This window comes from Sulfitobacter sp. PR48 (assembly GCF_028807335.1).
Classification (GTDB): Bacteria; Pseudomonadota; Alphaproteobacteria; order Rhodobacterales; family Rhodobacteraceae; genus Sulfitobacter.
Window position 1 is genome coordinate 78731 of record NZ_JARAMM010000006.1, and the last position, 26523, is coordinate 105253.

24 protein-coding genes are annotated in these 26523 nt (G+C 62.1%); 19 read left to right on the forward strand and 5 right to left on the reverse strand.

The window, feature by feature from the left end; all coding sequences use genetic code 11:
• The first annotated feature begins 222 nt into the window (after positions 1–222).
• The gene (locus PVW51_RS09685) at positions 223–1890 is read left to right on the forward strand and encodes an amidohydrolase (protein ID WP_274574814.1); all 1668 of its coding nucleotides are present in this window, start codon (positions 223–225) and stop codon (positions 1888–1890) included.
• Between the two features lie 26 nt (positions 1891–1916).
• Here PVW51_RS09685 and PVW51_RS09690 read toward each other — a convergent pair whose 3' ends face one another.
• The gene (locus tag PVW51_RS09690) at positions 1917–2630 is read right to left on the reverse strand and encodes a TetR/AcrR family transcriptional regulator (protein WP_269364602.1); all 714 of its coding nucleotides are present in this window, start codon (positions 2628–2630) and stop codon (positions 1917–1919) included.
• Positions 2631–2891: 261 nt separating this feature from the next.
• Between PVW51_RS09690 and PVW51_RS09695 the strand changes: the two genes are divergently transcribed.
• From PVW51_RS09695 to PVW51_RS09735, 9 genes are all read left to right on the forward strand, one after another.
• Complete coding sequence (locus tag PVW51_RS09695) at positions 2892–4349, forward strand: amidase family protein (protein WP_274574815.1); 1458 nt, start codon at positions 2892–2894, stop codon at positions 4347–4349.
• Positions 4350–4420: 71 nt separating this feature from the next.
• Positions 4421–5443 (forward strand): hypothetical protein, encoded by a 1023-nt coding sequence (locus PVW51_RS09700; protein WP_274574816.1) that lies wholly within the window; start codon positions 4421–4423, stop codon positions 5441–5443.
• Between the two features lie 13 nt (positions 5444–5456).
• On the forward strand, positions 5457–5966 hold the full coding sequence (locus tag PVW51_RS09705; protein ID WP_274574817.1) for a TRAP transporter small permease: 510 nt from the start codon (positions 5457–5459) through the stop codon (positions 5964–5966).
• Positions 5963–7321: a TRAP transporter large permease gene (locus PVW51_RS09710; protein WP_274574818.1), complete on the forward strand. Its 1359-nt coding sequence runs from the start codon at positions 5963–5965 to the stop codon at positions 7319–7321. The genes PVW51_RS09705 and PVW51_RS09710 overlap by 4 nt, the downstream gene beginning before the upstream one ends.
• A gap of 61 nt (positions 7322–7382) precedes the next feature.
• Positions 7383–9050, forward strand: coding sequence for a sulfatase-like hydrolase/transferase (locus PVW51_RS09715; protein ID WP_274574819.1), 1668 nt, complete (start codon positions 7383–7385; stop codon positions 9048–9050).
• Positions 9051–9297: 247 nt separating this feature from the next.
• Positions 9298–10695 carry a transaminase gene (locus PVW51_RS09720; protein ID WP_274574820.1) on the forward strand — a complete coding sequence of 466 codons (1398 nt, stop codon included), beginning with the start codon at positions 9298–9300 and terminating at the stop codon, positions 10693–10695.
• Positions 10695–12077 (forward strand): glutamine synthetase family protein, encoded by a 1383-nt coding sequence (locus tag PVW51_RS09725; protein WP_274574821.1) that lies wholly within the window; start codon positions 10695–10697, stop codon positions 12075–12077. Before PVW51_RS09720 ends, PVW51_RS09725 begins: the two co-directional genes overlap by 1 nt.
• A 71-nt stretch (positions 12078–12148) precedes the next feature.
• Positions 12149–12910: an SDR family NAD(P)-dependent oxidoreductase gene (locus PVW51_RS09730; RefSeq protein ID WP_274574822.1), complete on the forward strand. Its 762-nt coding sequence runs from the start codon at positions 12149–12151 to the stop codon at positions 12908–12910.
• 153 nt (positions 12911–13063) lie between these two features.
• Positions 13064–13735 (forward strand): GntR family transcriptional regulator, encoded by a 672-nt coding sequence (locus tag PVW51_RS09735; RefSeq protein ID WP_269364614.1) that lies wholly within the window; start codon positions 13064–13066, stop codon positions 13733–13735.
• Positions 13736–13796: 61 nt separating this feature from the next.
• On the opposite strand, the gene PVW51_RS09740 is transcribed toward PVW51_RS09735, so the two are convergent.
• The 3 genes from PVW51_RS09740 to PVW51_RS09750 are packed head-to-tail and all read right to left on the reverse strand — an operon-like array spanning position 13797 to position 16589.
• Positions 13797–14276: a DUF3237 family protein gene (locus PVW51_RS09740; RefSeq protein WP_274574824.1), complete on the reverse strand. Its 480-nt coding sequence runs from the start codon at positions 14274–14276 to the stop codon at positions 13797–13799.
• Positions 14266–15915 (reverse strand): amidohydrolase, encoded by a 1650-nt coding sequence (locus PVW51_RS09745; RefSeq protein WP_274574825.1) that lies wholly within the window; start codon positions 15913–15915, stop codon positions 14266–14268. Before PVW51_RS09745 ends, PVW51_RS09740 begins: the two co-directional genes overlap by 11 nt.
• Entirely contained in the window at positions 15912–16589 is a 678-nt protein-coding gene (locus PVW51_RS09750; RefSeq protein ID WP_274574826.1) for a TetR/AcrR family transcriptional regulator, read from the reverse strand. Before PVW51_RS09750 ends, PVW51_RS09745 begins: the two co-directional genes overlap by 4 nt.
• Positions 16590–16689: 100 nt before the next feature.
• Here PVW51_RS09750 and PVW51_RS09755 point away from each other — a divergent pair, with 100 nt between their 5' ends.
• The 4 genes from PVW51_RS09755 to PVW51_RS09770 are packed head-to-tail and all read left to right on the forward strand — an operon-like array spanning position 16690 to position 20555.
• Complete coding sequence (locus PVW51_RS09755; RefSeq protein ID WP_274574827.1) at positions 16690–17766, forward strand: ABC transporter ATP-binding protein; 1077 nt, start codon at positions 16690–16692, stop codon at positions 17764–17766.
• Entirely contained in the window at positions 17756–18679 is a 924-nt protein-coding gene (locus PVW51_RS09760) for an ABC transporter permease (protein ID WP_274574828.1), read from the forward strand. The genes PVW51_RS09755 and PVW51_RS09760 overlap by 11 nt, the downstream gene beginning before the upstream one ends.
• The gene (locus tag PVW51_RS09765) at positions 18672–19475 is read left to right on the forward strand and encodes an ABC transporter permease (RefSeq protein WP_269364621.1); all 804 of its coding nucleotides are present in this window, start codon (positions 18672–18674) and stop codon (positions 19473–19475) included. The genes PVW51_RS09760 and PVW51_RS09765 overlap by 8 nt, the downstream gene beginning before the upstream one ends.
• Before the next feature lie 45 nt (positions 19476–19520).
• Positions 19521–20555 (forward strand): extracellular solute-binding protein, encoded by a 1035-nt coding sequence (locus PVW51_RS09770; protein ID WP_274574829.1) that lies wholly within the window; start codon positions 19521–19523, stop codon positions 20553–20555.
• A gap of 60 nt (positions 20556–20615) precedes the next feature.
• Here PVW51_RS09770 and PVW51_RS09775 read toward each other — a convergent pair whose 3' ends face one another.
• Positions 20616–21566 (reverse strand): LysR family transcriptional regulator, encoded by a 951-nt coding sequence (locus PVW51_RS09775; RefSeq protein WP_269364624.1) that lies wholly within the window; start codon positions 21564–21566, stop codon positions 20616–20618.
• Positions 21567–21647: 81 nt separating this feature from the next.
• Between PVW51_RS09775 and PVW51_RS09780 the strand changes: the two genes are divergently transcribed.
• Genes PVW51_RS09780 through PVW51_RS09800 form a run of 5 tightly spaced genes read left to right on the forward strand, consistent with a single transcriptional unit; the run spans position 21648 to position 26523 of the window.
• Positions 21648–22511 (forward strand): dioxygenase family protein, encoded by an 864-nt coding sequence (locus PVW51_RS09780; protein WP_274574830.1) that lies wholly within the window; start codon positions 21648–21650, stop codon positions 22509–22511.
• Positions 22512–22529: 18 nt separating this feature from the next.
• Entirely contained in the window at positions 22530–23486 is a 957-nt protein-coding gene (locus PVW51_RS09785) for a VOC family protein (RefSeq protein WP_274574831.1), read from the forward strand.
• Entirely contained in the window at positions 23486–24124 is a 639-nt protein-coding gene (locus PVW51_RS09790; RefSeq protein ID WP_274574832.1) for an alpha/beta hydrolase, read from the forward strand. The genes PVW51_RS09785 and PVW51_RS09790 overlap by 1 nt, the downstream gene beginning before the upstream one ends.
• Positions 24121–25194, forward strand: coding sequence for a maleylacetate reductase (locus tag PVW51_RS09795; RefSeq protein WP_274574833.1), 1074 nt, complete (start codon positions 24121–24123; stop codon positions 25192–25194). The genes PVW51_RS09790 and PVW51_RS09795 overlap by 4 nt, the downstream gene beginning before the upstream one ends.
• A 48-nt stretch (positions 25195–25242) precedes the next feature.
• Positions 25243–26523, forward strand: a complete 1281-nt coding sequence (locus PVW51_RS09800; RefSeq protein ID WP_274574834.1) for an ABC transporter substrate-binding protein — start codon at positions 25243–25245, stop codon at positions 26521–26523.

Here is a 26523-nt window from a genome sequence, read left to right on the forward strand (position 1 = left end):
CCCCGGTCAGGCAGGGCGTCGTTCAGGCGTTGATGTATCTGTCTTGTCGCGCCAACCTCGCTTTACCCGTGCGATGCCGCCTGAAGCATACGCTTCCAGGAAATCGACCGATTGACGGGACCGATGTATATTGCCCATATGTCACCAGCGGTGATATTTCCCAGATCAAGAATATCGCAAACCCGCGATCACAGAGAAACATATTTGGCGGAAGGTCCAGGGATGAAAGCTGATTTAGTTGTTCTGGAGGGGCGTGTCCTGACCATGGATCGGGATCACCCCAGAGCAGAGGCTGTTGCCGTTTCGGACGGCAAGATCATTGCGGTCGGGTCCAACACCGAAATTGAAATCCTGATCGGGCCGGAGACCAAAGTCATCTCTGCGCGCGGGGGTACGGTTCTTCCCGGGTTTATCGAATCCCATATACATCTTTTCGGCGGGGCATCGCAGCTGTCATATCTTGATCTGACAGGTCTGTTCGGCTTCGAAAACGTGGCTGAAGCGGTCAGAGCTTATGCTGCGGCAAATCCGGATGCCAGGCTGCTGACCGGCAAGATGGCGAGCTATACGATGCTGGGGGAGGGGACCCGGCTGGACCGGCATCATCTGGACCGTATTCTGCCGGATCGGCCGCTTGCGTTCGTCTCCTTCGACAATCACACGATGTGGGGCAATACGCTTGCCCTTGAAAAGGCCGGGTTGCTGCATGGTCTTGAGGTCAGCCCGGGCAATGCTGTTGTGATGGGCGATGACGGCCTTGCAAATGGCGAGCTTAATGAGGCCGAGGCCTACAATCCGCTTCTCAGGTTCGGTGGTCTGGATCGCGGCATGCTAGGCATGACCACCGGCGGTGAACCTGACCCGAAGCCGACCAAGGATGAATTCGCATCCGATGTCAGAATGGTGAAGGACGCGCTGAAATGGTGCGCTCAGCATGGGATCACATCTATCCACAATATGGATGGCAACTTTTATACCTTCGAGATCCTTGAGGAAATCCAGCGCGATGGCGATCTGTTGTGCCGGGTGAAGGTGCCGTTCCATTACAAGAATTTCATGAAACTGGACGACCTTGAAAAGGCATCGACCATGACCGCGCGCCATGACACCGAATGGCTGTCCAGCGGGCTGGTGAAAATGTTCTATGACGGGGTTCTGGACGGTCACACAGCCTATATGCTGGACGGATATGGCGATCAGCCGGACTTTCAGGGCGAACCATTGTTCACTCAGGAACAGTTCAACGAGGTCGCCATCGAGGCCGACAGGCGCGGGTTGCAAATTGCCGTCCATGCCATCGGAAGCGGTGCAGTCCGGTCCGTCCTGAACGGCTATGAAGCGGCGGCCGACGCCAACGGGACCAGGGACAGCCGGCATCGTCTGGAACATATCGAGGTCATCGATCCCGCTGACCTGCCGCGCATTGCAGGTCTGGGTGCCATCGCCTCGGTTCAGCCGCCCCATCCGCCGGGTATGATGGGCACGCCGTTGGAGCCTACGCTCACAGTGGTTGGGCGGGAACGTCTGCCGTATTTCTACGCCTTCCGCACCTTCAAGGAATCAGGGGCGCATGTTGTCTTTGCGTCCGATTGGCCGGTTGCCGATCTGAACGTGATGCGCGGGGTGCACGCCGCCATGACGCGTGAACCATATTTACCGCATCTGCCGGATCAGCGGTTTACGCTTCACGAAGCGCTTCACAGTTACACGGTTGAAGGCGCCTATGCCGAACACGCCGAGGATATCAAAGGCAGGCTTCAGGTTGGCATGCTTGCGGATATCGTTGTGCTGTCGGCTGATATTGAGGCTGTTCCGACCGATGACATTCCGCAAATCACCCCCATCACGACGATATGCGGCGGGAAGGTCACCTTTCAGGCGACGGCGTAAGCTTTCGCTACACGCCGCCGCCGCGATCAGCTTTCTGATGATGCAGGATCAAGGGGCGCGAACCAGCGTGCGGCAATCTCCTCCGCGCTCGGGCGGTTGATCAGCAGGGGCGTGATCGTCATTTCGTTTACCGCGTCGATGCCCGGAAAGAAGGCATCGTCGTTGCCGCTGCCCAGGGGGTCGTGGCCCTGCGTCCGGTATACCGCAAGGCCATGCGTGGCCAGAATGACATAACCTGCGATGCGCTTTGGATCGCCATCGGCGATCAACCCGGCGGACTGGCAATCGACGATGCAGTCCAGCAGGGTCGTCAGGGCCTGCTGATTGTGCTGAATTCGGCTGCTGCGTTCCAGATCCTCGTCGCCGCGTTCGGAAAACATCAACGAGAAGAACCCCTTGTTGTTCAGGGCAAAGCGAATGTATGCGACGCCAAGCGCCTTGAGCTTTTCCATCGGGTCGCCCTGCGCTTTTTCCAGCTCTTCGTTCTGGCAGGCGGCCAGCCTGGCGAATCCTTCTGCAGTCAGCGCATCGAGCAATGCGGCCTTGTCCGCGAAGTGGCGATAGGCCGAGGCATGCGAGACGCCAAGCGCGCGCTCCAGCTCGCGCAGCGAAAAATGGGGCCCGTCCCGCTGATCAATAAGTGTCAGGGCCGTCTCCAGCAACGCATTGCGTAAGTCTTTGTGATGATAACCCTTTTTGCGCAATTCTTTGGGCGCTGCGGGTGTCGCTGGTTTGTTCACGGCTGCTTCTTCCCCGACATCAAAGGCGCTCCTTTTTTAACATGCGACGGCCCCGTTTCACAAGCTTTGCTGGCCCGCAATGCGACGGGTTCAGCGATGACGCTTGACAAAAACAGATCGCTTGATCTTAATATCACCACTGGTGACATTCCCGCAAGAGGAGGCGGATTTGAGCATGATGTTGAAAGTCGAAAGTGCCGGAACATCACGCCGACATGCCCTCCCGAAACCTATTCAATCGTTCACAGGCAAGGCCCATCCATGACTGCATTCCTACAAAAAGCCCCACATCAGTGGACCGCCGTCGAGACCGTCGCGGCGTTGAAGGCCCGCAAGATCGGCGCGCTTGAACTGCTTGAACATTGTCTGGACCGCCGCGCCCGTCTTGATGGCGAAGTGAATGCGGTGGTCGAGATCCGGGCAGAGGCCGCACGCGAGGCAGCTAGGGCGGCGGATGCCTCCGACGCCTCCAGCCCGCTTGCCGGGTTGCCGATGACCATCAAGGAAACCTACGAAGTCGAAGGTTTTCACGCCACCGCCGGGATGCCGGAACTGAAGGATTACGTCTCGACCGGGGATGCCGTGACGGTGCAAAGCCTGCGCGGAGCCGGTGCGGTAATCTGGGGAAAGACAAATGTGCCGGTCGCCGCCTCCGATCATCAAAGCTACAATCCCCTGCACGGGGTCTGCCGCAACCCCTGGGACACGTCGCGCACGGTCGGCGGGTCCTCGGGCGGCGCGGCTGCGGCGCTGGCGGCGGGGTACACGGCGCTGGAGCTGGGCAGCGACATCGGCGGTTCGATCCGCATTCCCGCGCATTTCTGCCGGGTCTGGGGGCACAAGCCCACCTATGGCATCGTCCCCGCACGCGGCCATGTGCCACCGCCGGGCGCTTTGGCGGATTCTCCGCTGTCGGTCTGCGGTCCAATGGGGCGCTCCGGCGCGGATCTTGAACTGGGGCTTGACCTGCTTGCCGGGGGAATGCCGGACAGTGGCTGGGTCCTGAACCTTCCCAAACCGCGACACGAGACGCTGTCCGACTATCGCGTTGCCGTCTGGACCGGCGACAATCCGGTCGATCCCGCCTATGCCGCCGCGATCACCGCTTATGCCGATGCTTTGGCGGAGCAGGGCGTTCAGGTCACGCACCTCGATGCAATGCCCGCGCCGCTGATCGGCAATGACGATCTCTATATTGCACTGCTCTTTGCCACGATCGGCTCCGGCGTGCCCCGGGCCGAGCTTGATGCCTATGCCGCCGCAGCCGCAGGCCACCCGGACGGCAGCCTGCCCGAACGGGTGGCCCGGGCAACCCGGTCCAGTCTGGCCGACTTCGCTGGTCTGGTCGAACGGCAAGAAAGGGTGCGAGAGGCCTGGCGCGCCTGGTTTGCGGATTTCGACATCCTTCTCTGCCCGGTCAGCATGACCGTCGCCTTTCCGCATCAGACCGAGGACGGGCACGGCCCGGTGCCGCAAATGTCACGTGTGCTCGACGTGGGCGGCGAGACGCGGCCCTATATGGAAAACCTCTATTGGCCCGGCATCGCGACACTGGGGCATCTGCCCGCAACTGTGCGCCCCTTGCCCGATCCGGTGCGCGGCATGCCCGCCGGCGTACAGGCCATCGGCGCGGAATACGCAGACCGCACGACGATGCGCTTCACTGCGCTGTGCGACGAGATTTTCGGCGGCTTTGTCCCGCCACCAGGTTTCGCCTGATCTGGGCGGTTTCCTCTGTTCGCTTCACCCGGAAAGCGCCGCGGCGCAAGACACAACGAAAGGAAGACGAGATGACTAAGTTCCCAGGACTCCTGGCAGCAGCGATGATGATGACACCGCTCGCGGCACAGGCCGACACAACCATTGTGTTCAACAACTTTCTCGGGCCGACCGACGGGCTCTATACCGATATCATTCAGCCCTGGCTCAGCGATATCGAGGCCGAGACCGAAGGCCGGGTGACGTTCCACGTGCCGGAGGCCTCGCTCGCGCCGCCGCCGGAACTGCTGACCATGGTGCAGCAGGGCATCGCGGACGGGGGGTTCATCATGACGGGCTTTCTGGAAGGTTCGAACCCGCTCTTGCAGATTTCCCTGCTGCCTTCGGTGAACGCCAGCGCTATGGCCGGTTCGATTGCCTCCTGGCGCACCTATGAAAACCACCTGTCGCAGGTGGAAACCCTGGAAGGCGTCGAATTGCTGGGCCTTCTGACCCTCTCGCCGGGGAGCTTCTATTCGATGAATGACACGGAGTTCGACGATATCTCGGACTTCCAGGGGGTGAAATTCTGGGCGCTTCCCGGCCTGGCGTCGCGGTCGTTGTCGGCATTGGGTGCCGTGGTGTCGCCGGGCCCCGCGGTGCGCATGTACGAGGTGATTTCCGGCGGTGTGGTCGACGCATACTGCTGTCTCGATTTTTCCGGCCTTGCCGCCTTCAACGTCACGCAATTCACCAAATCCGCCACCGAACTGCCCAATGGCCTGTATTCCGGGTCCTTTGCATTCTACATCGGCAGCGACATCTGGGATACGATCGCGCCCGAAGACCAGGCGATCATTCGCGGCCTGTCGGGCGAGGCGCTTGCCCGCCGCATGATCATCTCGGAGGCCGAGGGCGAAGCGGACCGCGCAGCCTTCATCGCCTCGGGCGGCAAGGTCCATCAGGCCTCTGACGAGTTGGTCGCGGCCCTGGCCGACGCCTGGGCTCCGATCTATCAGGACTGGACCGATGCGGCGGATGCGGCCGGGATCGATGGCGCAGCGGCACTTGCCTATTACCGCGAGCAGGTTGCCCTGATCGCTGCCGGCAACTGAGGGAAACAGGGCGATGTTCGCAAGGGCCTGGACCTGGGTAGAACGCATTCTGGAAGTGATCATGGCGACCTTCCTTCTGGCCATGGCGCTGATCACGGCCGCCGATGTGGTGGGGCGCTACTTTTTCAGCGCCCCGCTGCCGGGCGGCTATGAGATCGTTCAATACCTTATGGCGCTGTCGGTTTTCGCGGCATTGCCCCTGACCACGCGCGCGGAGGGGCACCTGACCATCTCACTGCTGACCGACCGCATGGGTGGTCGCGCGCGGCGCCTGCACCGGGTGATCATGTTGTTTGTCATCACGCTGATGCTGGCCTTTCTTGCCTGGCGCATGGGTGTGCAGGCCGATCATCTCGCGGGCGGCGCGGAGCTTTCGGGCTCGTTGGGCATACCCTTGGCACAGGTCGCCTATGCCATGACGGTTCTTGCCTGGCTCGCGGCCGCAGTGTCGGCCGTGCTGGTGGTACAGGCCATTGGCGGGAAACCACCGGCGAAAGCCAAACCCGAGGAGGCGGTAGAATGATCCTGTCATTGATTGGTTTTGTGGTATTGCTGGCGCTGGCTTTTGTCGGCGTACCGCTGGGCTTTTCGCTGATCTTGGTGGGCGTGGTCGGCTTTGCCATTGCCCGCGCTGACATGGTCGGCCAGGCGCTGATCTGGTGGGGGGATGGCGGGCTGGAGGTCAACGCCCGCGCCTTCAATGCGGCCTTTTCCATGGCAGGACAGCAGATGTTCGATGTCTCGACCAACTACGGGATGACGGTGATTCCGCTTTTTGTTCTGATGGGCGCCTTTATCCACCGCAGCCAGTTGAGCCAGGATCTCTACGAGGCTGCAAATGCCTTTCTCGGCCACCGCCGGGGCGGGATGGCGATGGGCACCGTGGCTGCCTGCGCTGGCTTCGCCGCTGTCTGTGGCTCCTCCATCGCCACCGCTGCGACGATCTCGAAGGTCGCGATGCCTTCCATGCGCCGCTTCGGCTATCGGGATTCCCTGTCCACCGGGTCGATTGCGGCGGGTGGCACATTGGGCATTCTGATTCCGCCTTCGGTGCCGATGGTGCTTTATGGCATCCTTGCGGAAACGGACATTGCCGATCTTTTCATGGCGGGTATCCTGCCGGGCCTGCTGCTGACAGTGATGTTTTTCTTCACCATCGGCATGACCACGATGATCGACCCGACCGCCGGCCCAAGCGCGGAGCGCGTCCCGATGGCCGAACGGTTTCGGCTGGTGCTCAAGGTCTGGGGCATCGTGGTAATCTTTGTCGTGATCATCGGCGGCATATACATGGGCATCTTCACCGCCACCGAAGCCGCCGGGGTTGGAGTCATCTTTGCCGCGCTCTTTGCGATGTTTCGCAAACGGCTGACATGGCGCAGCCTGTGGGAAAGCCTGGTCGAGACCGGGATTACCACCGGCATGATCTTTATCGTGGCGATCGGCGCATTGATCTTTTCGAATTTCGTGAACATCGCCGGATTCACGCGCGCAATGACGGATGTGCTGGCCTTCTATGACCTCAGCCCCTTTCAGGTCGTCCTGTGCATTGTCCTGGCCTATCTGGCGATGGGCTGCGTGTTCGACAGTATCGCCATGCTGACGCTGACGGTTCCGGTGGTCGCCGCGATCCTCAAGCCGATGGGCGTGGACATGGTCTGGTTCGGCATCGTCGCTGTCATCGCAATCGAGCTGGGGCTGATCACGCCGCCGGTCGGGATCAACGTCTTTGTCGTCAAGGCGGCGACTACGGGGATCAGTGTCTGGACCATCTTCCGCGGCGTGATGCCCTTTGTCGGGGCGATGCTGGTGCTGCTCGGGCTGGTGCTGGCCTTCCCGTCCATCGCCACCTTGGTGCCTTCGCTCATGGGGCGCTAGTATCGATGTGTTACAAACCTGCACGTCACCGCACGCGGCGCGCATTTTAGGGGGGCGCCAGATGGCCAAGCCAAAGAACATCCTGTTCATCATGTTCGACCAGCTGCGCTGGGATTACCTCGGCTGCTATGGCCATCCGCATCTGGAAACGCCCAACATCGACAGGATTGCCGCGCGCGGCGTGCGGTTCGACAACGCCCGCATCCAGTCGCCGCTGTGTGGCCCGTCGCGCATGTCGACCTATACGGGGCGCTATGTGCACAGCCACGGCGCGTCCTGGAACAACGTGCCGCTGAAGGTGGGCGAGCGCACCATGGGCGACCACCTGCGCGATCTTGGCATGGGCTGCTGGCTGGTGGGCAAGACCCATATGGCCGCCGACGCCGAGGGCATGCAGCGGCTGGGGCTGGCGCCGGACAGCGTGATCGGCGCGCGTGTGGCCGAATGTGGCTTTGACATCTGGGAGCGCGACGACGGTATGCGCCCCGAGGGGCCGGACGGTTTTTATGATCCGGGCGGGGCGCTGAAGTACAACGAGTATCTGCGCGACAAGGGGTACGAGAGCGACAACCCCTGGCACGACTATGCCAACTCGGGGATCGACGACGAGGGCAACGTGCTGTCCGGCTGGTTTCTGGAAAACTCCGACCGCCCCGCCAACATTCGCGAAGAAGACAGCGAAACCCCCTATCTCACCCGTCGCGGGATTGAGTTCATCAAGGCCCAGGGTGATCAGCCCTGGTGCTGCCACCTGAGCTATATCAAACCGCATTGGCCCTATATCGTCCCCGAACCCTATGCCAGCATGTATGGCCCCGAACACTTCCTGCCGCCGGTGCGCAGCGATGCCGAGCGCGAGACGGACCATCCCGTGTTCAAGGGCTTCCAGAATGCCCCCGTGGGCCGCGCCTTCGCCCGCGACGACATCCGCGACAAAGTGTTGACCGCCTATATGGGGCTGATCAAGCAATGCGACGATCAGATGGGCGTGCTGTTCGACTGGCTGGAAAAGACGGGGCGGATGGACGACACGATGATCGTCATCACCTCGGACCACGGGGATTTTCTGGGCGATCACTGGCTGGGGGAAAAGACGTTCTTTCACGATGCCTCGGTCAAGGTGCCGATGATCATCTATGATCCGTCTGACGCGGCCGACGCGACCCGTGGCACCACCAGCGACGCGCTGGTGGAATGTATCGACCTGGCCCCCACCTTTGTCGACGTGGCGGGGGGCGATGCGTCGGCGCTGGATCACATTCTGGAAGGGCATTCTCTGCTGCCCCTGCTGCGCGGCGGCGCGGCACCGGACCGCGACTGTTGCATCTGCGAATACGACTATTCGGCCACGCCGCTGGCCGCACGGCTGGACCTGCACCCCGATCAGTCGCGCATGTTCATGGTCGCGGATCACCGCTGGAAGATGATCCACTTTGAAAGCGGCCACCGCCCGATGCTGTTCGACCTGCAGGCCGATCCGGACGAGTTGTGCGATCTGGGTGGCCGCGCAGAACACGCGGCAACCATCGCAGAGATGTATATCAAGCTGAACACATGGGCGCGCCGTCCGTCGGCACGCACGACGTTGTCAAACGGCACTTTCATCAATATGCGCAACGCGCCGCGATCCCTGGGCGTGCTCATCGGCATTGCGGATGCGCGTCAGGCCCCCGGCGATTCCGCCGCGAAATACATTGGCCGCAAAGCTCCCGACAAAAGAGGGATGTAGTCCGGCCAGCGGCAAGCCAAGCGGCACCGCCGTGGCAGGTGCGTAAACTCAGGCGCGGCGCGTAAGCTGAACCTCCGCCGGGCCGGGCGAACGAACCTCAATTTCGTATATTGTTATAACTTTATGCTCTTGCGCCTCTCAAAAACCATCAAAAGACGCCAAATTTTGGCGTAATTTGATCAAATATGTTGACAGCACGGATCTTCCCAAGCACTAAAGTGATAACTTTAACGCCCTGAGGACCATCATGAGTTACCAAGAAACCGCCCATCCCGTTGATCTTGCCAAGGTGTGTGCCACGGCCCGCGATCTGGTCGCGCGTGAAGCCTCGATTTACGAACAGCTTCGGCCGCGCAGCCAAGCCATGTTCGCCAACCCGGCGCCGGGTTTTTACGATCAGGTGCCGCAGCATTGGATGCGCGATTGGCCAATGCCCTTTCCCTTTGCAGTCGCCGGTGCCTCCGGCAGCACCCTGACCGACATTGACGGCAACACGCTTGTCGATTTCTGCCTTGGCGACACCGGCGCAATGTTCGGCCATGCGCCCCGGTCCATTGTCGAGGCCCTGTCAAAGTCGGGTGAACGCGGCCTGACCACCATGCTGCCCTCGGGTGAGGTGGCAGAGGTCGGCAAGCTGCTCACTGACCGTTTCGGCCCCTTCGTCTTCCAGATTGCCACCACCGCAAGCGATGCCAACCGCTTTGCCATCCGGGTCGCGCGGGCGGTGACGGGGCGCAACAAAATCCTGGTCTTCGATGGCTGCTATCACGGTGCCGTCGACGAAACGCTGGTCGACCTTGAGGACGGCCTAACGGTCGCCCGTAAGAACCTGTTGGGTCAGGTTGTCGATGTCACCACGACGACCGTCAGCATCCCGTTCAACGACATTGACGCGCTGAAGACCGCGCTTGAGGCGGGTGATATCGCCGTTGTTCTGGCCGAACCGGTGATGACGAACTGTGGCATGATCCTGCCCGACGAGGGCTATCTGACAGCGCTGCGCGATCTGACCCGCGCGGCTGGCACATTGCTGCATATCGACGAAACGCACACGATTTCCACCGGCCTTGGCGGCTATACTGCGGTGCATGGGCTCGACCCGGACATCTTTGTCGTCGGCAAACCCGTGGGCGGCGGCGTGCCGGTCGCGATCTGGGGCATGTCGCAGGACGTCGCCAAAGCCATGTCTGACATCCGCGCCAGGATGACCGGCATCGGCCATTCCGGCATCGGCACGACCCTGTCGGGCAGCACACTGCAAATCGCCTGTCTGCGCGCCTGCCTGTCGGAAGTGATGACAGCAGAGGCTTACGCCACCATGAACCGCCACGCCGACCGGCTTGAACAAGGTTTCACGGACGCGATCCGCGCCGCAGGGCTGCCGTGGCATGTCAGCCGCGTTGGTGCGCGGCTTGAAATTGTGTTCTCGGCTAACCCGGTACGCAACGCGGCAGAGGCGCGCGCGGCGGCGATTGATGACATTCAACATGCCCTGCACATCGGCGTGCTGAACCAGGGCTATCTGGTGACACCGTTCCATAACATGGTGCTGGTCGCGCCAACCACGACCGACGAACAGGTCGAGGGGCTGCTGAGCGCCTATGAGAACGTGCTGACCCGTCTCGTTGCGCAGGAGGGCATATGATGACCGACACCAGACCGAGTGAAGCCGCCTCTATCGAAGAGGCCGAAGCCTTTCTTGCCACACACCCGGACATCTCCGCCTTTGACCTTGTGCTGATCGACCCCAACGGGATCGCGCGGGGCAAGATCATCCGCCGTCACGAACTGCTGGGCCTGTACAAATCCGGCCGTCACCTTCCGGGCTCGATCCTCGGCCTCGACGTGACGGGCGAGGATGTGGACGAAACCGGTCTGGTCTGGGACGACGGCGATGCGGACCGCATTGCTTGGCCAATTGCCGGATCGCTGGTTGAACTGCCCTGGACCTCGCCAAAACGCGGCGAAGTCCGCGTCAGCCTCTACGAGTTGGACGGCACGCGCATGGGCGCCGATCCACGTCATGCGCTGTCGCATCAGATCGAGGCGTTCAACCAGATCGGCATGAACCCCGTCATGGCCTTTGAACTGGAGTTCTACCTGCTGGACGCCACCCGCGATGCCAATGGCCGCCCGCAGGCCGCGCGGATGCCGATCACGGGCGACCTGAACCAGACCAATCAGGTCTACAGTCTGGACCCGCTCGACAACATGCAGACCTTTATCGCCCAGCTTTATGCCCATGCCGAAACGCAGGGCCTGCCGGTCGAAACCATGATCTCCGAATACGCACCCGGACAGTATGAGCTGACCCTGCGCCACCGCGACAGCGGGCTGCGCGCGGCGGATGATCTGGTGATGCTGAAACGACTGGTGCGCGGCCTCGCGATCCGTCACGGGATGCGTGCAAACTTCATGGCAAAGCCCTTTGGCGGGCGTTCCGGCTCGGGGATGCATCTGCACACCAGCCTGACGGATGAGGCGGGCAAGAACCTGATGGCGGACACTGGCGGGGACCTTGCGCCGCTGTTGCTGAATGCTGTGGCGGGGCTGCAAAAGACGCTGGCCGAGTCCATGCTGCTTTATGCGCCCAACATCAACTCATGGCGCCGGTTCGGGCGCAACAGCTATGCGCCTACGGCTGCCACATGGGGCCGCAACAACCGCAGCGTCGCCATCAGGGTCCCCGCAGGGAACGCTGCCAACCGCCACATCGAACACCGCACACCCGGTGTCGATGCCAACCCCTATCTCGTGGCGGCGGGCGTGCTGGCCGGAATGTACGAGGGGATCCGCGACACATTGCAGCCAGAGGCCGAAGCGACATCTTATGACGCAGACAGCGCCTATGGGCTGCCTGCGGATTGGGCCTCCGCGATTGCATGCGCGTCAGGCTCCGCTTTCCTCAGACAAGCCCTGGGAGAGAAGATGGCACATGTGTTTCTGGCGCTGCGGCAATCGGAATACGACCGGTTCATCGCCGAGGTCACGGCAGAAGAATTCGACTATTTCAGCAACACGATCTGACGCGCAAACACCGGTTTCCCATCGCAGATTACTGTCCGCGATGGGAGATGGACCTGGACAGGCGAAACAACATGACCCTACTCAAGACAGCATTGGTCACCGGCGCCGGCGCGCGTGACGGCATCGGTGTGGCAATTGCCAGAACGCTTGCAAAACGCGGGCTCTCGGTCGCAATTGCCGGTGCCAGCGCGCGGATTCACGACCGCGCAGAAGAGTTGCGCGCCGAGGGGTTCCAGATCACATCGCATGTTGCCGACCTGACCAAAGCGGACGAGGTCGCGCGCCTGCGGGCCGAGGTCGGCAGCGTCGATGTGCTGGTCAACAATGCGGGCATGGGGTCACTTGCCGCCCCTGCGCTTCAGCGCAGCTTTCTGTCCCTCACGGAAGCCGATTGGGATGTCGGCATTGATGTGACCCTCAAGACCGCATTCCTTGTGACCAAGGCCTTTCTTGGCGACATGACCGAACGGGGCATCGGGCGGATCGTGAACATCGCTTCCGTGACCGGGCCGCTTGTCTCGAACGAAGGCGAGGCGGCCTATTCCGCAGCCAAGGCCGGCATGGTCGGCATGACCCATGCGCTGGCACTGGAGGTTGGGCGCTTTGGCGTCACGGTCAATGCGGTGGCCCCCGGCTGGGTCGACACCGGCGCCTCGACCGAAGAAGAGCGGGTCGCCGCACGCCATACGCCGTTGGGCCGCGCCGGACGCCCTGACGAAATCGCGGCGGCTGCTGCCTTTCTGGCCGCTGAAGAAGCAAGCTATGTGAACGGATCAATGCTGGTCGTGGACGGCGGCAACATCCTGCAAGAGAGCAAGGTTCAGATCGGATGAATGCCAAGGGGGCTCCGGGCCTGACCGAATTGGCAAAGACATCTTGACTGGCTAGGCTTGAGGCACCAACCGACCTATGTCGGACATCTTGGTTGCGCGGGACCCGTCATGCCGCCGCAGCCGTCCGGATCACGAAAGCAATGGTAGACCTGAATGCGCGATATTTCGACCCTGCACCAACAGATCTATCAGACCCTGCGAGAGCAGCTGATTTCGGGGCAGTTTGCGCCGGGTACGAATGTGAATGCACGCGACATCAGCCAGACGATGGACGTGGGGCTTATGCCTGTGCGCGGTGCCATCACACGGCTGGTCGGGGAACGCGCCCTTGAGGTTCAGCGCAATGGCCGCTTTTGCGTTCCGGCGCTGACCCGCCGTCGGTTTGACGAATTGATGCAGGCCCGACAGCAGCTGGAACCGCTGTGCGCGATGCGCGCCCTGCCGTTCATGACAGCGGAAAAAATCGCGGAAATGGAAGCCTGCGACCAGCGTATGAACCACAGCTACACCACTGGCGACGCCGGGGTGTATATGCAGGAAAACTACCAGTTCCACTTTACCCTCTACAGAGCAGGCGCGTCAGAAGTGCTGGTGCCGCTGCTGGAAAGCGTGTGGATGCAGTTCGGCCCTTTCATGCGCAGCGTCTTCAAGATGGAAGAGAAATCCGACATCGTGGACAAGCACCAGATGACCCTTGAGGCGATCCGGCGCAACGACGCCGAAGCGCTGGGTCTGGCCATCCGGGCGGACATCGCCGATGGCGTTCATCTGCTGAAGCAGACGCTGGATGACAGGCCGGATGAAAAGATCCACGACCCGGAATAAACTGACGGGACATCGCGGGGCACCGTTCGTTATCGTGGGTAGGGCGGATGTGATCCCCGCCTCAGCTCTCGGCATGCCAGAGTTCGATGAAGACGTTTCCATCATCGCCGGCAGGGGCATAGGCAGTTCCAAACAGCACCATGTCACCCAATGCCGCGTAGGGGCCTTCAGGCACCTCCAGCTCCGCCCGGGTACGTCCTTGAAAGCTGCCGTCCGCCTGCGGCACCATGCGCCCCGCATTATGCACCATCAGGATTGTTCCATCCTCAAGCTCAAGGAAATAGCGTGCTTCAATCTCATAGGTCCCGTCGGGAAGGCGGCGGGCGAAATCGGCACCGCCAGGCAGGATCGCGCCGCGCCAGCCTGCGCCAACAGCTTCTCCCCCGATAATCGGGAATAATGCACGGCCGGTGCCGCGGGTGGTCTCGAATTCGGTTGCCGGTCCAATCCCGGCCCGGATCGAACAGATCCGTGTCAGGCGGGGTTTTCCGGGCGACAAGGGGGCACCCAGCGTCGTGATGTCGGGGCAATCAGCGTTCATGGGTAACCCTCCCGTCAAACAGTGTCAGGTCGACTTCCAGTGCGCCGATGCGGTCGATGGCGGTGTTCTCGATATCGGCTGACAGCAGGGCAAGGTCCGCCTTCATGCCGGTCCGGATTGTTCCGGTCAGCCCTTCCGCGAAACCCACATACGCGCCATTGCAGGTGTATGCCGCCAAGACCTCGTGCAGGGTCAGCCGCTGGTCCGGCAATCCTGCGACCCAGTTCTGCCGCGTCATCGCCGCCTGAATGCCTGCCAGCGGAGAAATCGGCACAATCGGCCAGTCCGAGGAAAAAGCGACGACCGCACCCGTGTCGGCGATGGTCCGCCAGGCATAGGCCATGCCCGCCCGGTCCGGACCGATCCCCACGGTTGTCTCATCCTCGCGCAGCGGGGCGTGCGGCGGCTGCATCGAGGCGATGACACCCAGCTCGGCAAAGCGCCCCAGATCGTCAGGGTGCAGCATCTCCACATGTTCGATCCGGTGACGCCGGTCACGCGGACCGTTGGCCTTGGCCGCCGCTTCATAGCCGTCCAGCGCCAGCCGCACGGCTGCGTCCCCGATGGCATGGATGGCGATCTGCATGCCACGTTTATCAATCTCTACCGCCGCCGCGATAAAATCCTCGCGGGTGAACAGCATGTCGCCCCGATGGTCCGGGCGATTGGCATAGGGGTCAAGCATCGCTGCCGTACCGCTCGCAATCACCCCGTCGAGGAAGATCTTAACGAAGCCTGAACACAGGGTGTCACCCGTGAAATCCCGCGTCATGGCGCTGGCGCGGTCCAGTTCCGACAGATCCATTTCCGCCGTCAGGTGGAACGGCACCCGCAGCCGCGCGATCAGCGCACCCTCGTCCTCGATCTCGCGCAGGACCTCCAGCATGTAGCGGTTGCCGTCCATGTTGTGCATCGACGTGATGCCGTGGCGCGCCGCATGGCGCAGGCCGACCTTCAGGGTCTCGCGGTCTTCTGCCCGCTCTTTTTGTGTCGGCGGCACCGGCGGTTCGATCCCTGACATGCCCAGCGATTCACGTCCGCCCAGATTGCGCAGCTCCAGCACCGGCAGGATCGCCAGCTTCTCGTGCAGCTCGCCCGTGGCCTTGCCGTCCGCGCCCATCACCACCGCATTGCCGCGCGGCAGGTCGCGCCCGTCGAGCAGGCCCGCCGCCTCAAGCGCTGCGGTATTGGCCCAGGCGGTGTGGAAGTCATAGGCCATGATGGCCAGCGGGCGGTCGGGACAAATCTCATCCAATACCTGCCGGTCCAGCTGTCGGCCTGCACCGAGGATGGCATAATCGGCCCCTTGTCCCAGCAGCAGGGCCAGGTCGGGATGGGCCGCCGAATAAGCCTCAACCTTTGCGCGCAATGCCTCGAATCCGCTGACCCGGTCTGCGCGGATCACAGTTTCATTGTAGCCGCCCATGAAAAGATGCACATGCGATTCCACGAAACCGGGCAGCAGCGTCCGGCCCTGTGCGTCGATCCTGCGTGTCTCCGGCCCTGCCATGGCCGCGATCTCAGCGTCGGTGCCAACGGCGGTGATCCGGTCACCGCTTATCGCCACCGCGGTTGCGCGCGGCGCGTCAGGGTCCATCGTCAGAACGCTGGCATTGGTAAATACGAGGGTGGGGGTCATGTGCGTTGTTCCGTCCGGCTGAGGCGCGTGGCGGTCAGGGTGTTGTCGTCGAAGACATAGGTCAGAAAGGGTGTGATCCGCTGCAACAGCATTGCGTCGTGATCCGCCAGTGTCATCTGCGGGTCGGTGATCAGGTTCAGATAGCAGGGCATCCACAGGTCATAGAGCACGCTCGAAAGGTAGTTGATGTCCATCGGCGTACCCGTCCGTGTGTGCAATTCGTAGATCTTCAACCGCTCCACAATGGATTCGATCAACAGGTGGGAGGTATCGCGAAACCGCTCCGACAGATTCGTCTCGGGTCGCCGGATCACCGCGGCTTCGGCATAGCGCCAGACCCGCCGCGAAGCGATATCCAGGGTTTCCTGCGAGACCTCAGAGAACAGGTCCAGCACGATGGTGGCCAGCGGAACCCCCTCCAGACGCGGCCGGCGTGATCCGCGCTCGCGTTTGCGCTGGGTGCCTTCCTCGACGAGGGCGACAAGGATGCCGTCTTTTGATCCGAAGTAGTTGAATATCGTGGGTGCCGACACGTCGCAGGCTTCGGCGATGTCCGCGATTGTGGTCGCGTCGACGCCCTTCTTCCCGAACAGCTCGATTGCCGCCGCGATGATATCATCGCGGCGCCGGGCTTTCTTGCGATCACGCAATCCGGGTTCTGAATCTGTGGGCATCTGGCTCTCTTCACGGCATTAACATTTGTCTTCATAAAAATTTTTATTGACTAAAAAATTTATGTCAATAACTTTCGGGCAATTCGCAAGGATGCTGCACATGCTCGACATACGTTCGCTTTCAAAGAAATTCGGCTCAGGCGCGCGTGCCTTTCACGCGCTGAAATCCATCGACATCACCATCGAGGAGGGGGAGTTTTTCACGCTTCTCGGCCCGTCCGGTTGCGGCAAGACTACCCTGTTGCGGCTGATTGCCGGCTTTGAGCAACCCAGTGGCGGGCAGCTGGTGCTGGACGGCAAGGACATAGCGATGATTCCGCCGAACCACCGCCCCGTGAACACCGTGTTTCAAAGCTATGCGCTGTTTCCGCATATGACCGTGGCGCAGAACGTCGCCTTCGGGCTGGAAGCGCGGGGCACCAATCCGGCAGAGATCGCCCCGCGGGTGGATGAGATACTCGAAATCGTGCAGATGGCGCATCTGCGCGACCGCAAGAGCAGCCAGATGTCGGGCGGTCAGCAACAGCGCGTGGCGCTTGCGCGGGCACTGGCCCCGCGGCCCCGCATCCTGCTGCTGGATGAACCGCTTTCCGCACTTGATCTCAAGCTGCGCAAGCAGATGCAGGTCGAGCTCAAGCGCCTGCAGCGCGAGCTGGGACTGACCTTCATCTTTGTCACCCACGACCAGGACGAGGCGCTGACCATGTCGGACCGCATCGCCGTGATGGAAGGCGGGACGCTGCAACAGGTGGCCAGCCCCCGCGCGCTCTATGACCATCCGGCAAACCGGTTTGTCGCCGAATTCATCGGCGAGGCAAATTTCCTGCCCGGCACCATTGTGGATGACAAGCTGATCCTGGCAGGTTGCCCGCCCGCGCCGCTGCCGCGCGACACGAAGGGCGGGGGGCCGGTCACGATCATGATCCGCCCCGAACAGGTTGTGGTTGGAGCCACGGCCGAAAAGGCCATCACCCTCGATGGCCGCATCGAGGCGCTGGTGTTCTCCGGAACCGATACCCATGTCAGCCTGCGCCTGCAAAACGGCGGCACCCTCAGCCTGCGCGCGCCAAACACATCCCACGCCGCAACGCCCCTGACCGAAGGCCAGAGCCTGACGGTTTCCCTGCCCATCGACGCGCTGCGTGTCCTGCCGGAGGAAACCGCAGATGCCGCATGACGCTTCCGCCAGCGAAAGCGCCCTGATCCGGGATGAGACCCGGCGGCGCTGGTCACTTGCGCTGCCCGCGCTGACGGTGATCACGCTGCTGTCCATCGCGCCGCTGGCCGTCATGGTCGCCTATTCCTTCATGCAAGCGGGCCAGTACGCCGGTGTCGAACCGGGATTCTCGCTCGACGGATGGCGCGCGGTGTTTTTCGAACGCGACTTCTTTGACGACAGCCTGATCCCGGCGACTGCGCATCTGTCGATCCTGGGCCGGTCCATCGCGCTGGCCTTGGCCACCACCGCGCTTACCTTCGTCTTTGGCATCCCCACCGCATGGTTCATCGCGACACGCCCGCAATCCTCGCGCGGCTTCTGGATGTTCCTCATCACGGTGCCGTTCTGGACGAACCTGCTTGTCCGCACCATCGCGATCCAGGAGGTGATCCGCGCCGATGGCACGCTCAACCGGATTTTGCTGGCGACCGGCATCATCGACGAACCGTTGCAGATGATGTTCACCAACGGGGCCGTGCTGGTCGGGATGACCTATGTCTACCTGCCGCTGATGGTACTGCCTGTCTATGCCGCGATCGAGAAGTTCGACTTCCGCCTGTCCGAGGCAGCTTACGATCTTTACGCCTCGCGGCTATATTGCCTGCGCCGGGTGGTGCTGCCGTTGATGTGGCCGGGCATCATTGCGGGGTCGATCCTGGTCTTCATTCCCGCGCTCGGCGCCTATGTCACGCCGCGTCTGATGGGCGGAGGACGCGCGATGATGTGGGGCAACCTGATTGATCTGCAATTCGGACAGGGCCGCAACTGGCCGCTGGGCGCCGCGCTGTCGATCACGCTCACACTTGTCGTACTGGGCGCATTGATCTGGTACGCCCGCCGCGCTGCAAAAGGGGATCAGGCCAATGGCTGAGAAACGCTTCGACGTCACCCATGTTCCCGGAGCCGCGCTCATTGCAGGCGTCACCTTTCTGGCGCTCTATGTGCCCGTGCTGATCCTGGTGGTGAACGCCTTCAACGGCGGCGATACGGCGGGCCAGTGGGAGGGCGCATCGCTGCGCTGGTTCGCGGCGGCGACGGAAAACGCGGCCTTTCGCAATGCTGCGCTCAATTCCCTGATCGTGGCAGCCACCGCTTCCAGCATTGCGACCGCCCTTGCCACCATGGCCGCGCTGGCGGTGACCCGTGGCCGGCCCGTCAAGGGGCAGGGCAGCATCTTTGTCATTCTCAATCAGCCCCTGCTGGTGCCCGAAATCGTCTTTGCCATCGCCCTCATGATCGTGCTGGCGCAACTCAAGCAGGCGACAGGTTACCAGGGCCTCGGCTATATGATCGCGGCACATACGACATTCTGCATCCCCTTTGCCTTTCTGCCGATCCGCGCGCGGTTGTCGGGCATGGACCTGACGCTGGAAACCGCGTCGATGGATCTCTACGCCAGCCGGTTCTACACCTTCCGGCGGGTCACGCTGCCGCTGCTGCTGCCGGGCATTCTCGCCGGTTTCATGCTGGCTTTCGTGATCTCGCTCGACAACGTCGTGGTCAGCAGCTTCGTCAAGGCGCCGGGTCAGGAAACCCTGCCCACCTACCTGATGGGCGAACTGCGCCGCAATCTGACATCGGAAATCTACGCGATCTCGGCGCTGCTGCTTTTTGCCAGCATCTCCATCGTCGCCGCATCGTGGGTCGTCACCCGCACCAAGGAATAATCAACAAGAAACCGCCAACCCCAATCCAACATCGGAGACTTTTCCATGAAACTCACCCCCACCCGCGCTGCACTTGCCGCAGGACTGGCACTGTGCGCGCAATCCGCCACGGCCGAAGGCAAGCTGAACCTCTACAACTTCGGGCTCTACACCCCGCCCGACCTGCTGGAAAAATTCTCGCAAGAATACGACGTCGAGGTCACGCTGACCGATTTTGTCGCCAATGAAGAGGCCATCGCCCGTATCCAGGCCGGCGGTCACGGCATGGACGTGATCATCGTCAGCGGCTACTTCATCCCGGCTTACGTCGATCAGGGGCTGCTGATGGAAAGCAACCCGACCGAAATGGAAAACTTCAAACACATCGCGGAGCAGTGGAAATCCATCCCCACCGACCCCGACCGCAAGTATACGGTGCCCTGGGTCTGGGGCACCACCGGCGTCATGGTCAACAAGAAGGTCTATGACGGCGACATCAACACCGCCGCGATCTTCCTTGACCCGCCGGAAGAGCTGAAGGGCAGCATCAACCTGGTGCCGTCGATGAACGACACGATCGACATGACATTGCGCTACATCGGCGCGGAAACCTGCACCACCGACCGCGACAGCCTGAGCAAGGCGCGCGACCTGCTGCTCAAGGCCAAGGAAAACTGGGCCTCGGTCGATTATCCGTCCTTCGAGAAGTTCATCAATGAGGACCTCAACGCCACAATCTTCTGGAACGGTGCCGCCGCCCGTGTGCGGGGTCTGAACGAAGGCTTCGCTTATGGCTGGCCTGAAAGCGGCTATATGAAATGGATGGACAACGTTGCCATCCCGTCCGATGCCGCCAATGTCGAGAACGCCAAGCTGTTCATGAACTTCATCATGGCGCCAGAGAATGCCGCGATGATCTCGAACTACACGATGTACAGCAACGGCATTGTGGGGTCCGAAGAATTCATGGACCCCGAACTGGTCAATGCGCCCGAACTCAATGTGCCCGAGGCCCTGCAAGGTGCCGCGATCGAGCAGACCCTCTGCCCGCCCGAGGCACAAGACCTCTACACCCGGATCTGGACAGAACTGACACGGTGATTTTCACCCGGGATCGGCGAAACACAATCGCCGGTCCATTCAGGTCTCGGGGCAGGGCCCTCAGTTGCCCCAGACAATTGCGTTTTCGTGCCGCGCGATCATGGTGCTGAGGTGCCGGAAATCGTGGGTCACATGTTCGAAAAGCTTTTGTGCGGCGGGCGTCCACTGGGCATTCTTCGCGCGAAGAATGCCCAGACTGCGGGCAGGTTGCGGAATTTTGACAGGCAGCACTGAAATGTCGTGGGCCTTGCGATGCGCGAAGACGACCGAATGCGGCAGGACCGTCAGCGCGTCGGTCTCTTCGAGATAGTTGTAGACGGACATCAGCGATCCGCCGGAATAGCGCACAGATATGTCATTCATGCCGACCGCCAGCAGGATCGCATGCAGATCCGCCAAAAGCGGGGAGCCGGGCAGCGGCGCGACCCAGGGGAAGTCTACCAGGTCCCGTGTCGAAATCCGGCCGCGCCGGTGCAGCGGATGTCCGCGGCGACAGGCCAGGACGTTCCGGGCAGGCAGGATCTCGGTAAACTCCATCTCGGGCGCCGCCTCGACCACACCGAGCGGGCAGATCGCGAAATCCAGCTGATGCGACAACAGGCGCTTCTGCAGCTCCGGCAGGTTTCCATAGGATTGGTCCACCCGGATGCCGGGTTCCTGAACATGGAACGTGCCGATCATGCGGCTGATGTAGGCATCCATGAAAAAGGGCACCCCGCCGACCTTGACGGTCCCTGAACTGCCGCTGCGCAGGCTGCGCAGGGCCTCGGTCGCCTGACGCGAGGCTTCAAGGATCTGACGGCCGTGGAGCGCAAGGGTTTCGCCGAGCAGCGTGGGTCGAAGCGGGCGGCGACCCGGCTCGAACAGAGGTTCCCCAAGCCGCTTCTCAAGCGAGGTCAACACGCGGGAGATGGCGGGCTGGCTGACGCCCAGCATCTCGGCCGCGCGGGTGACACTGCCAAGGTCGACCACGGCGGCCAGCTGAGCGAGATGGCGTTCTTCGATCTTCATACCAGTTTGTTATGATGGAAGTGAAAATAATAATCCACAAGGCAAATTTCTCGCAATACCGTTGAGTCGGGAGGAGTTTGAATGATGGTCGCAGAGTCGATTTCAGGGCGCTCGTATGTCGCGCAGGATTTTGCGCAACGCCTGAAGAATGCCGAAGACCCACGGGCCGCGCAGGCCGTGCGCCTTGTGGTCGACGCCATCTGCGACATCATTGCCAAACTTCAGCCCACACGTATGGAACTGCAGCAAATCATTGCGTTTCTGACGGACGTGGGTGAAGCCTGTCACGATACGCGCCATGAATGGGTTCTGCTGTTCGACGTGCTGGGTGTCACGAGCCAGGTGGAGGCGCAACTGGCCCCGAAGGCCGAAGGCCTTACTCCGCCGACACTGACCGGCCCGTTCTATCGCCCGGATGTGGCATTTCGCAAGGATGGCGAGTCGATCTCGCTCGACGGACGCGGCGTGCCGCTGGAGGTTGTGGCGCATGTGCAGAACCTCGACGGCTGTCCGATCGAAGGGGCGGTGGTCGAAGTCTGGCAGGCGAATGGCGATGGGATCTACGAGAACCAGGACCCTGACGCGCAGCCCGAATTCAACCTGCGCGGTCGCTATCGGGTGCCAGGCTCGGGTCGGGTCTCGATCCGCACGGTGCGGCCCGCAGGCTACCGCGTGCCCGATGACGGGCCCGTTGGCGCGCTGATGAAACTGCTGAATCTTGGTCTTGACCGGCCCGCCCATATCCATTTCCGGATCAGCGCCCCCGGGCACCGCACCCTGACCACCCATATTTTCGACCGCACCGATCCCTGCATCGCGGACGACCCGCTCCTTGCCGTGCGACCCGAGCTGCTGGCCGAATTTACCGAAACCGGCGATGGCGGCCTGCGAACGGAGTTCCGCTTCGTCCTGGCCTCGAACCGGTCCCAAGACACTCAGAGCTGAAGCAATCAGGAGGAAACAATGAAAATCAGCGGATATCACCACCTTACGCTATCGACACATGGCGCTCAGGAGGATTTCGATTTCTACACCAAGACCCTGGGTCTGCATTCGGTCAAGCGCACGGTGCTCTTTGACGGGGTGCTGCCGGTCTATCACCTCTACTATGGGTCGAAGAATGGCGATGCCTCGACCATCATCACCACCTTTCCATTCAAGAAACCGGGCGTCTACGGCAAACGCGGGACAAACCAGGCCAAGATCGTGATGCAGTCCATCCCGATGGGTGCGGCCGATTTCTGGGTGAACCGCCTGAACGAGCGCGGCATCGAGGCCACCAGGATTTCGCGTTTCGGCGCGGACCGGGTGGTGTTTGCCCATCCCTGCGGCATCCCGCATGAGCTGGTCGAAAGCCCCGACGATCCGCGCGGCCCGATCACCAATGACGATCAGGGCATCGGAAGGGAACACGGGATCAAGGGGATCTACGGCGGGGCCGTGGCCGTGACGGACCGCACCGCGATGGACGATTTCATGACCATTGCCCTGCCGCTCGAAAAGGAGGCGGACAGCGACGAGGGCCTCGTTTTCCGGGTGCCGGACGACAATGGCATCATCCAGCGGGTCGAAGTCCTGCACGAGCCCAACGAAAAACAGGGCACCTGGACGCTTGCCGGCGGCACCATCCACCACATGGCGCTGAACACCGGCGATGAGGAAAGCCAGATGAAGCTGCGTGCCCATATCGAGGGCCTCGGCTTTACCGACATCTCGGAGCAGAAGGACCGGATGTACTTCAAATCCTGCTATGTGCGCAGCCCCGGCGGCGCATTGTTCGAGCTTGCCTGGACGGTGCCCGAAGGCTGGGCGCGTGATGAGCCTGCCGATGCCATCGGTCAAACGCTTGTCTTCCCGCCCTGGTTCGAGGGCAAGAAGGAAGAGCTGATGGAAGGTCTCGAAGAGGCGGAATTCGCGTGATGGCAGAAACGCTCCATCAGGGTGCGACGGCACAGACAGCCAAGGCCGTTTGTGTCGTCGTGCACGGACGCGGGCAAACCCAGCAGGACATGATCGACATGATCCTGTCCCGGCTGGAGGTGGCGGATGTTCACTATGTCCTGCCCAAGTCCGAGGGGGAGGCCTGGTACGACGCCAAGGCCGTTGACCCACTGGAAGAGGGCACCACACGCCAGCTCGACGCGGCGCTGGATGCCATCGGCAATTGCATCGACGCGGCACGGCAGGACGGCCTGCCGCTTGTCCTTATCGGTTTTTCGCAGGGCGCCTGCATGGCGGCGGAATGGCTGATGCGGGGCGGCAAGGTCACCTCGGCCGCGCTGCTGACGGCCTGCCGGGTGGGCGCGGTGCAGGATGACCTTGTCCGCGCGGATCTGGCCGGGCTGCCGGTCTATACCACAAATGGCGACGACGATCCCTGGATCCCGCTCTGGGCGCATCGCAAACTTGTCGGCGAGCTGTCGGAATGCGGCGCACGGCTGCGGATGGATATCTTTCCCGGCCGTGGCCACGAGGTGAGCGATGTCGAGATAGAGACGCTTTCGGAGATGCTCGAAGCGGCGATTGCGGGACAGAGGGCACTGGAGGCGGCGTCATGAGCGATCTGATGCAAGGTTTCACCTTCCCCGGCATCCGCACGCGGGTCGTCTTCGGCTCGGGCACATTGTCGCGCGTTGGTGAGGAGATCGAGGCGCTTGGCCGGTCCCGCGCGCTGGTGCTGTCCACCCCGCCACAGGCCGAGGCCGCGGGGACGCTGGCCGGGGAACTTGGCGGCCTCTCCGCCGGGACGTTCACCGAGGCCACCATGCATACGCCGATCGAAGTGACCGAGGCGGCGATGGAGGCCTTCAAGACGGCAGGCGCGGATTGCGTCGTCTCTTATGGCGGCGGATCGACCGTCGGGCTGGGCAAGGCGATTGCCACAAGGACCGGCGCGGACCATGTCGCGATCCCGACCACCTATGCGGGGTCCGAGATGACGGACATTCTGGGTGAGACGGTGGATGGCGAAAAGACCACCCGCCGCGACGCTTCGATCAGGCCCGAAACCGTGATCTACGATGTCGATACCACGCTGACATTGCCGGTCGGGATGACTGTGACCTCCTCGCTCAACGCGATCTCGCACGGGATCGAGGCGCTCTATGCCGAAGACCGTAACCCGATCCTCAGCCAGATGGCGGTGGAGGCGATGCGGGTCTTCAAGCGCAGCCTGCACAGGGTCACCGAGGACCCGCAGAACCGGGCGGCGCGGACGGATGTGCTCTACGGTGCCTGGCTTTGCTCCACCGCGCTTGGCTATGTGTCGATGGCGCTGCATCACAAGCTGGCGCATGTCATCGGCGGGTCCTTCGGCATGCCACATGCGGAAACCCATGCGATCCTCTTGCCGCATACGACAGGGTTCAATGCCGCCGCCACTGCTGAGCTTCTGGCCCCGGTCGCCGAAATTTTCGGCGGATCGGTCGGCGGTGGCCTGTGGGATTTCGCGAAGCGGGCGGGGGCACCGCTGCGGTTGCGCGACCTTGGGCTGAGCGAGGCCGATCTGGACCGCGCCGCCGAGATTGCGACCCGCGCGCCTTACCCCAATCCGCGGCCCTTCGACCGCCGCGACATCAGAAACCTGCTTCAGGCTGCCTGGGAGGGTGCGCGGCCCGAGGGAGAATAAACGGAACCGCCTGACGCGAAAATGTCAGGCACTTAGGGAGGAAGAAAGATGATCAATCGCAGAAAACTGCTCAAGACAGGCGCGGCGGCGGGTTTTGCCGTCAGCGCGGGCGGGCTTGCCATGCCCGCACTGGCACAGGGGACCCGCATCAAGATCGGCTATGTCTCGCCGCAATCGGGGCCGCTGGCCGGCTTTGCGGAATCCGACACCTTTGCGCTGGAGATGTTCAAGCGCGTGGCGGCGGAGAAGGGCATGGACGTCGAGGTCGTGGTGAAGGACAGCCAGTCCAATCCGAACCGCGCTGCAGACGCGGCGCAGGAGCTTGTCATCGAGGATGGCGTGCACCTCATGCTGGTGGCCTCGACGCCCGAAACGACGAACCCGGTGACGACGGTATGCGAGAATGAATTCATCCCCTGCATTTCGACCATGGCACCCTGGCAGCCCTGGTTCATCGGGCAGCAGGGCAATCCCGGAGACCCGGCAAGCTGGCGGCCTTTCGACTATGCCTTCCATTATTTCTGGGGGCTTGAAGATGTCATCGCGGTCTTCACCAACATGTGGGATCAGCTGGACACCAACAAGAAGGTCGCGGGCCTGTTCCCCAACGATGCGGATGGCAACGCTTGGGGCGACCCCCAGAACGGCGTCGCACCCGGCTTTGCCCAGGATGGCTACGAGACGGTCGATCCCGGTCGCTACCAGAACCTGACGGACGATTTCTCGGCTCAGATCAACGCATTCAAACAGGCGAATTGCGACATTGTCACCGGCGTGGTGATCCCGCCGGATTTCACGACCTTCCGCAACCAGGCAGCGCAGCAGGGCTTTTCCCCCAAGGCGATCACGGTGGCGAAGGCGATCCTGTTCCCGCAATCGGTCGAGACATTGGGAGAGTCGGGGCATAACCTCAGCTCCGAGGTCTGGTGGTCCAGGAACCATCCCTTCACCTCGTCCCTGACCGGTCAGAGCTGCGCGGCACTTGCGGCGGATTTTACCGAGACGACGGGGCGGCCCTGGACTCAGCCCATCGGCTATATCCATTCGCTTTTCGAAATGGCGGCGAACGTCATCGAACGCGCGGATGATCCGACTGATCCGGACGGTGTCGCCGAGACCATTGCCGCGACGGACCTTGAGACCATCGTGGGCCGGATCGCCTTCAACGGCGAAGGCCTTCCGCCCTTTGCGGCGACCAATGTCTGCAAGACCCCGCTGGTTGGCGGGCAATGGCGGCGGCAGGAAGATGGCAGCTTCGAGCTTCTGGTCGTCGACAACCAGACGGCGCCGGACATTCCCACGCAGGGCAGCATGGAAGCGCTGAGCTGA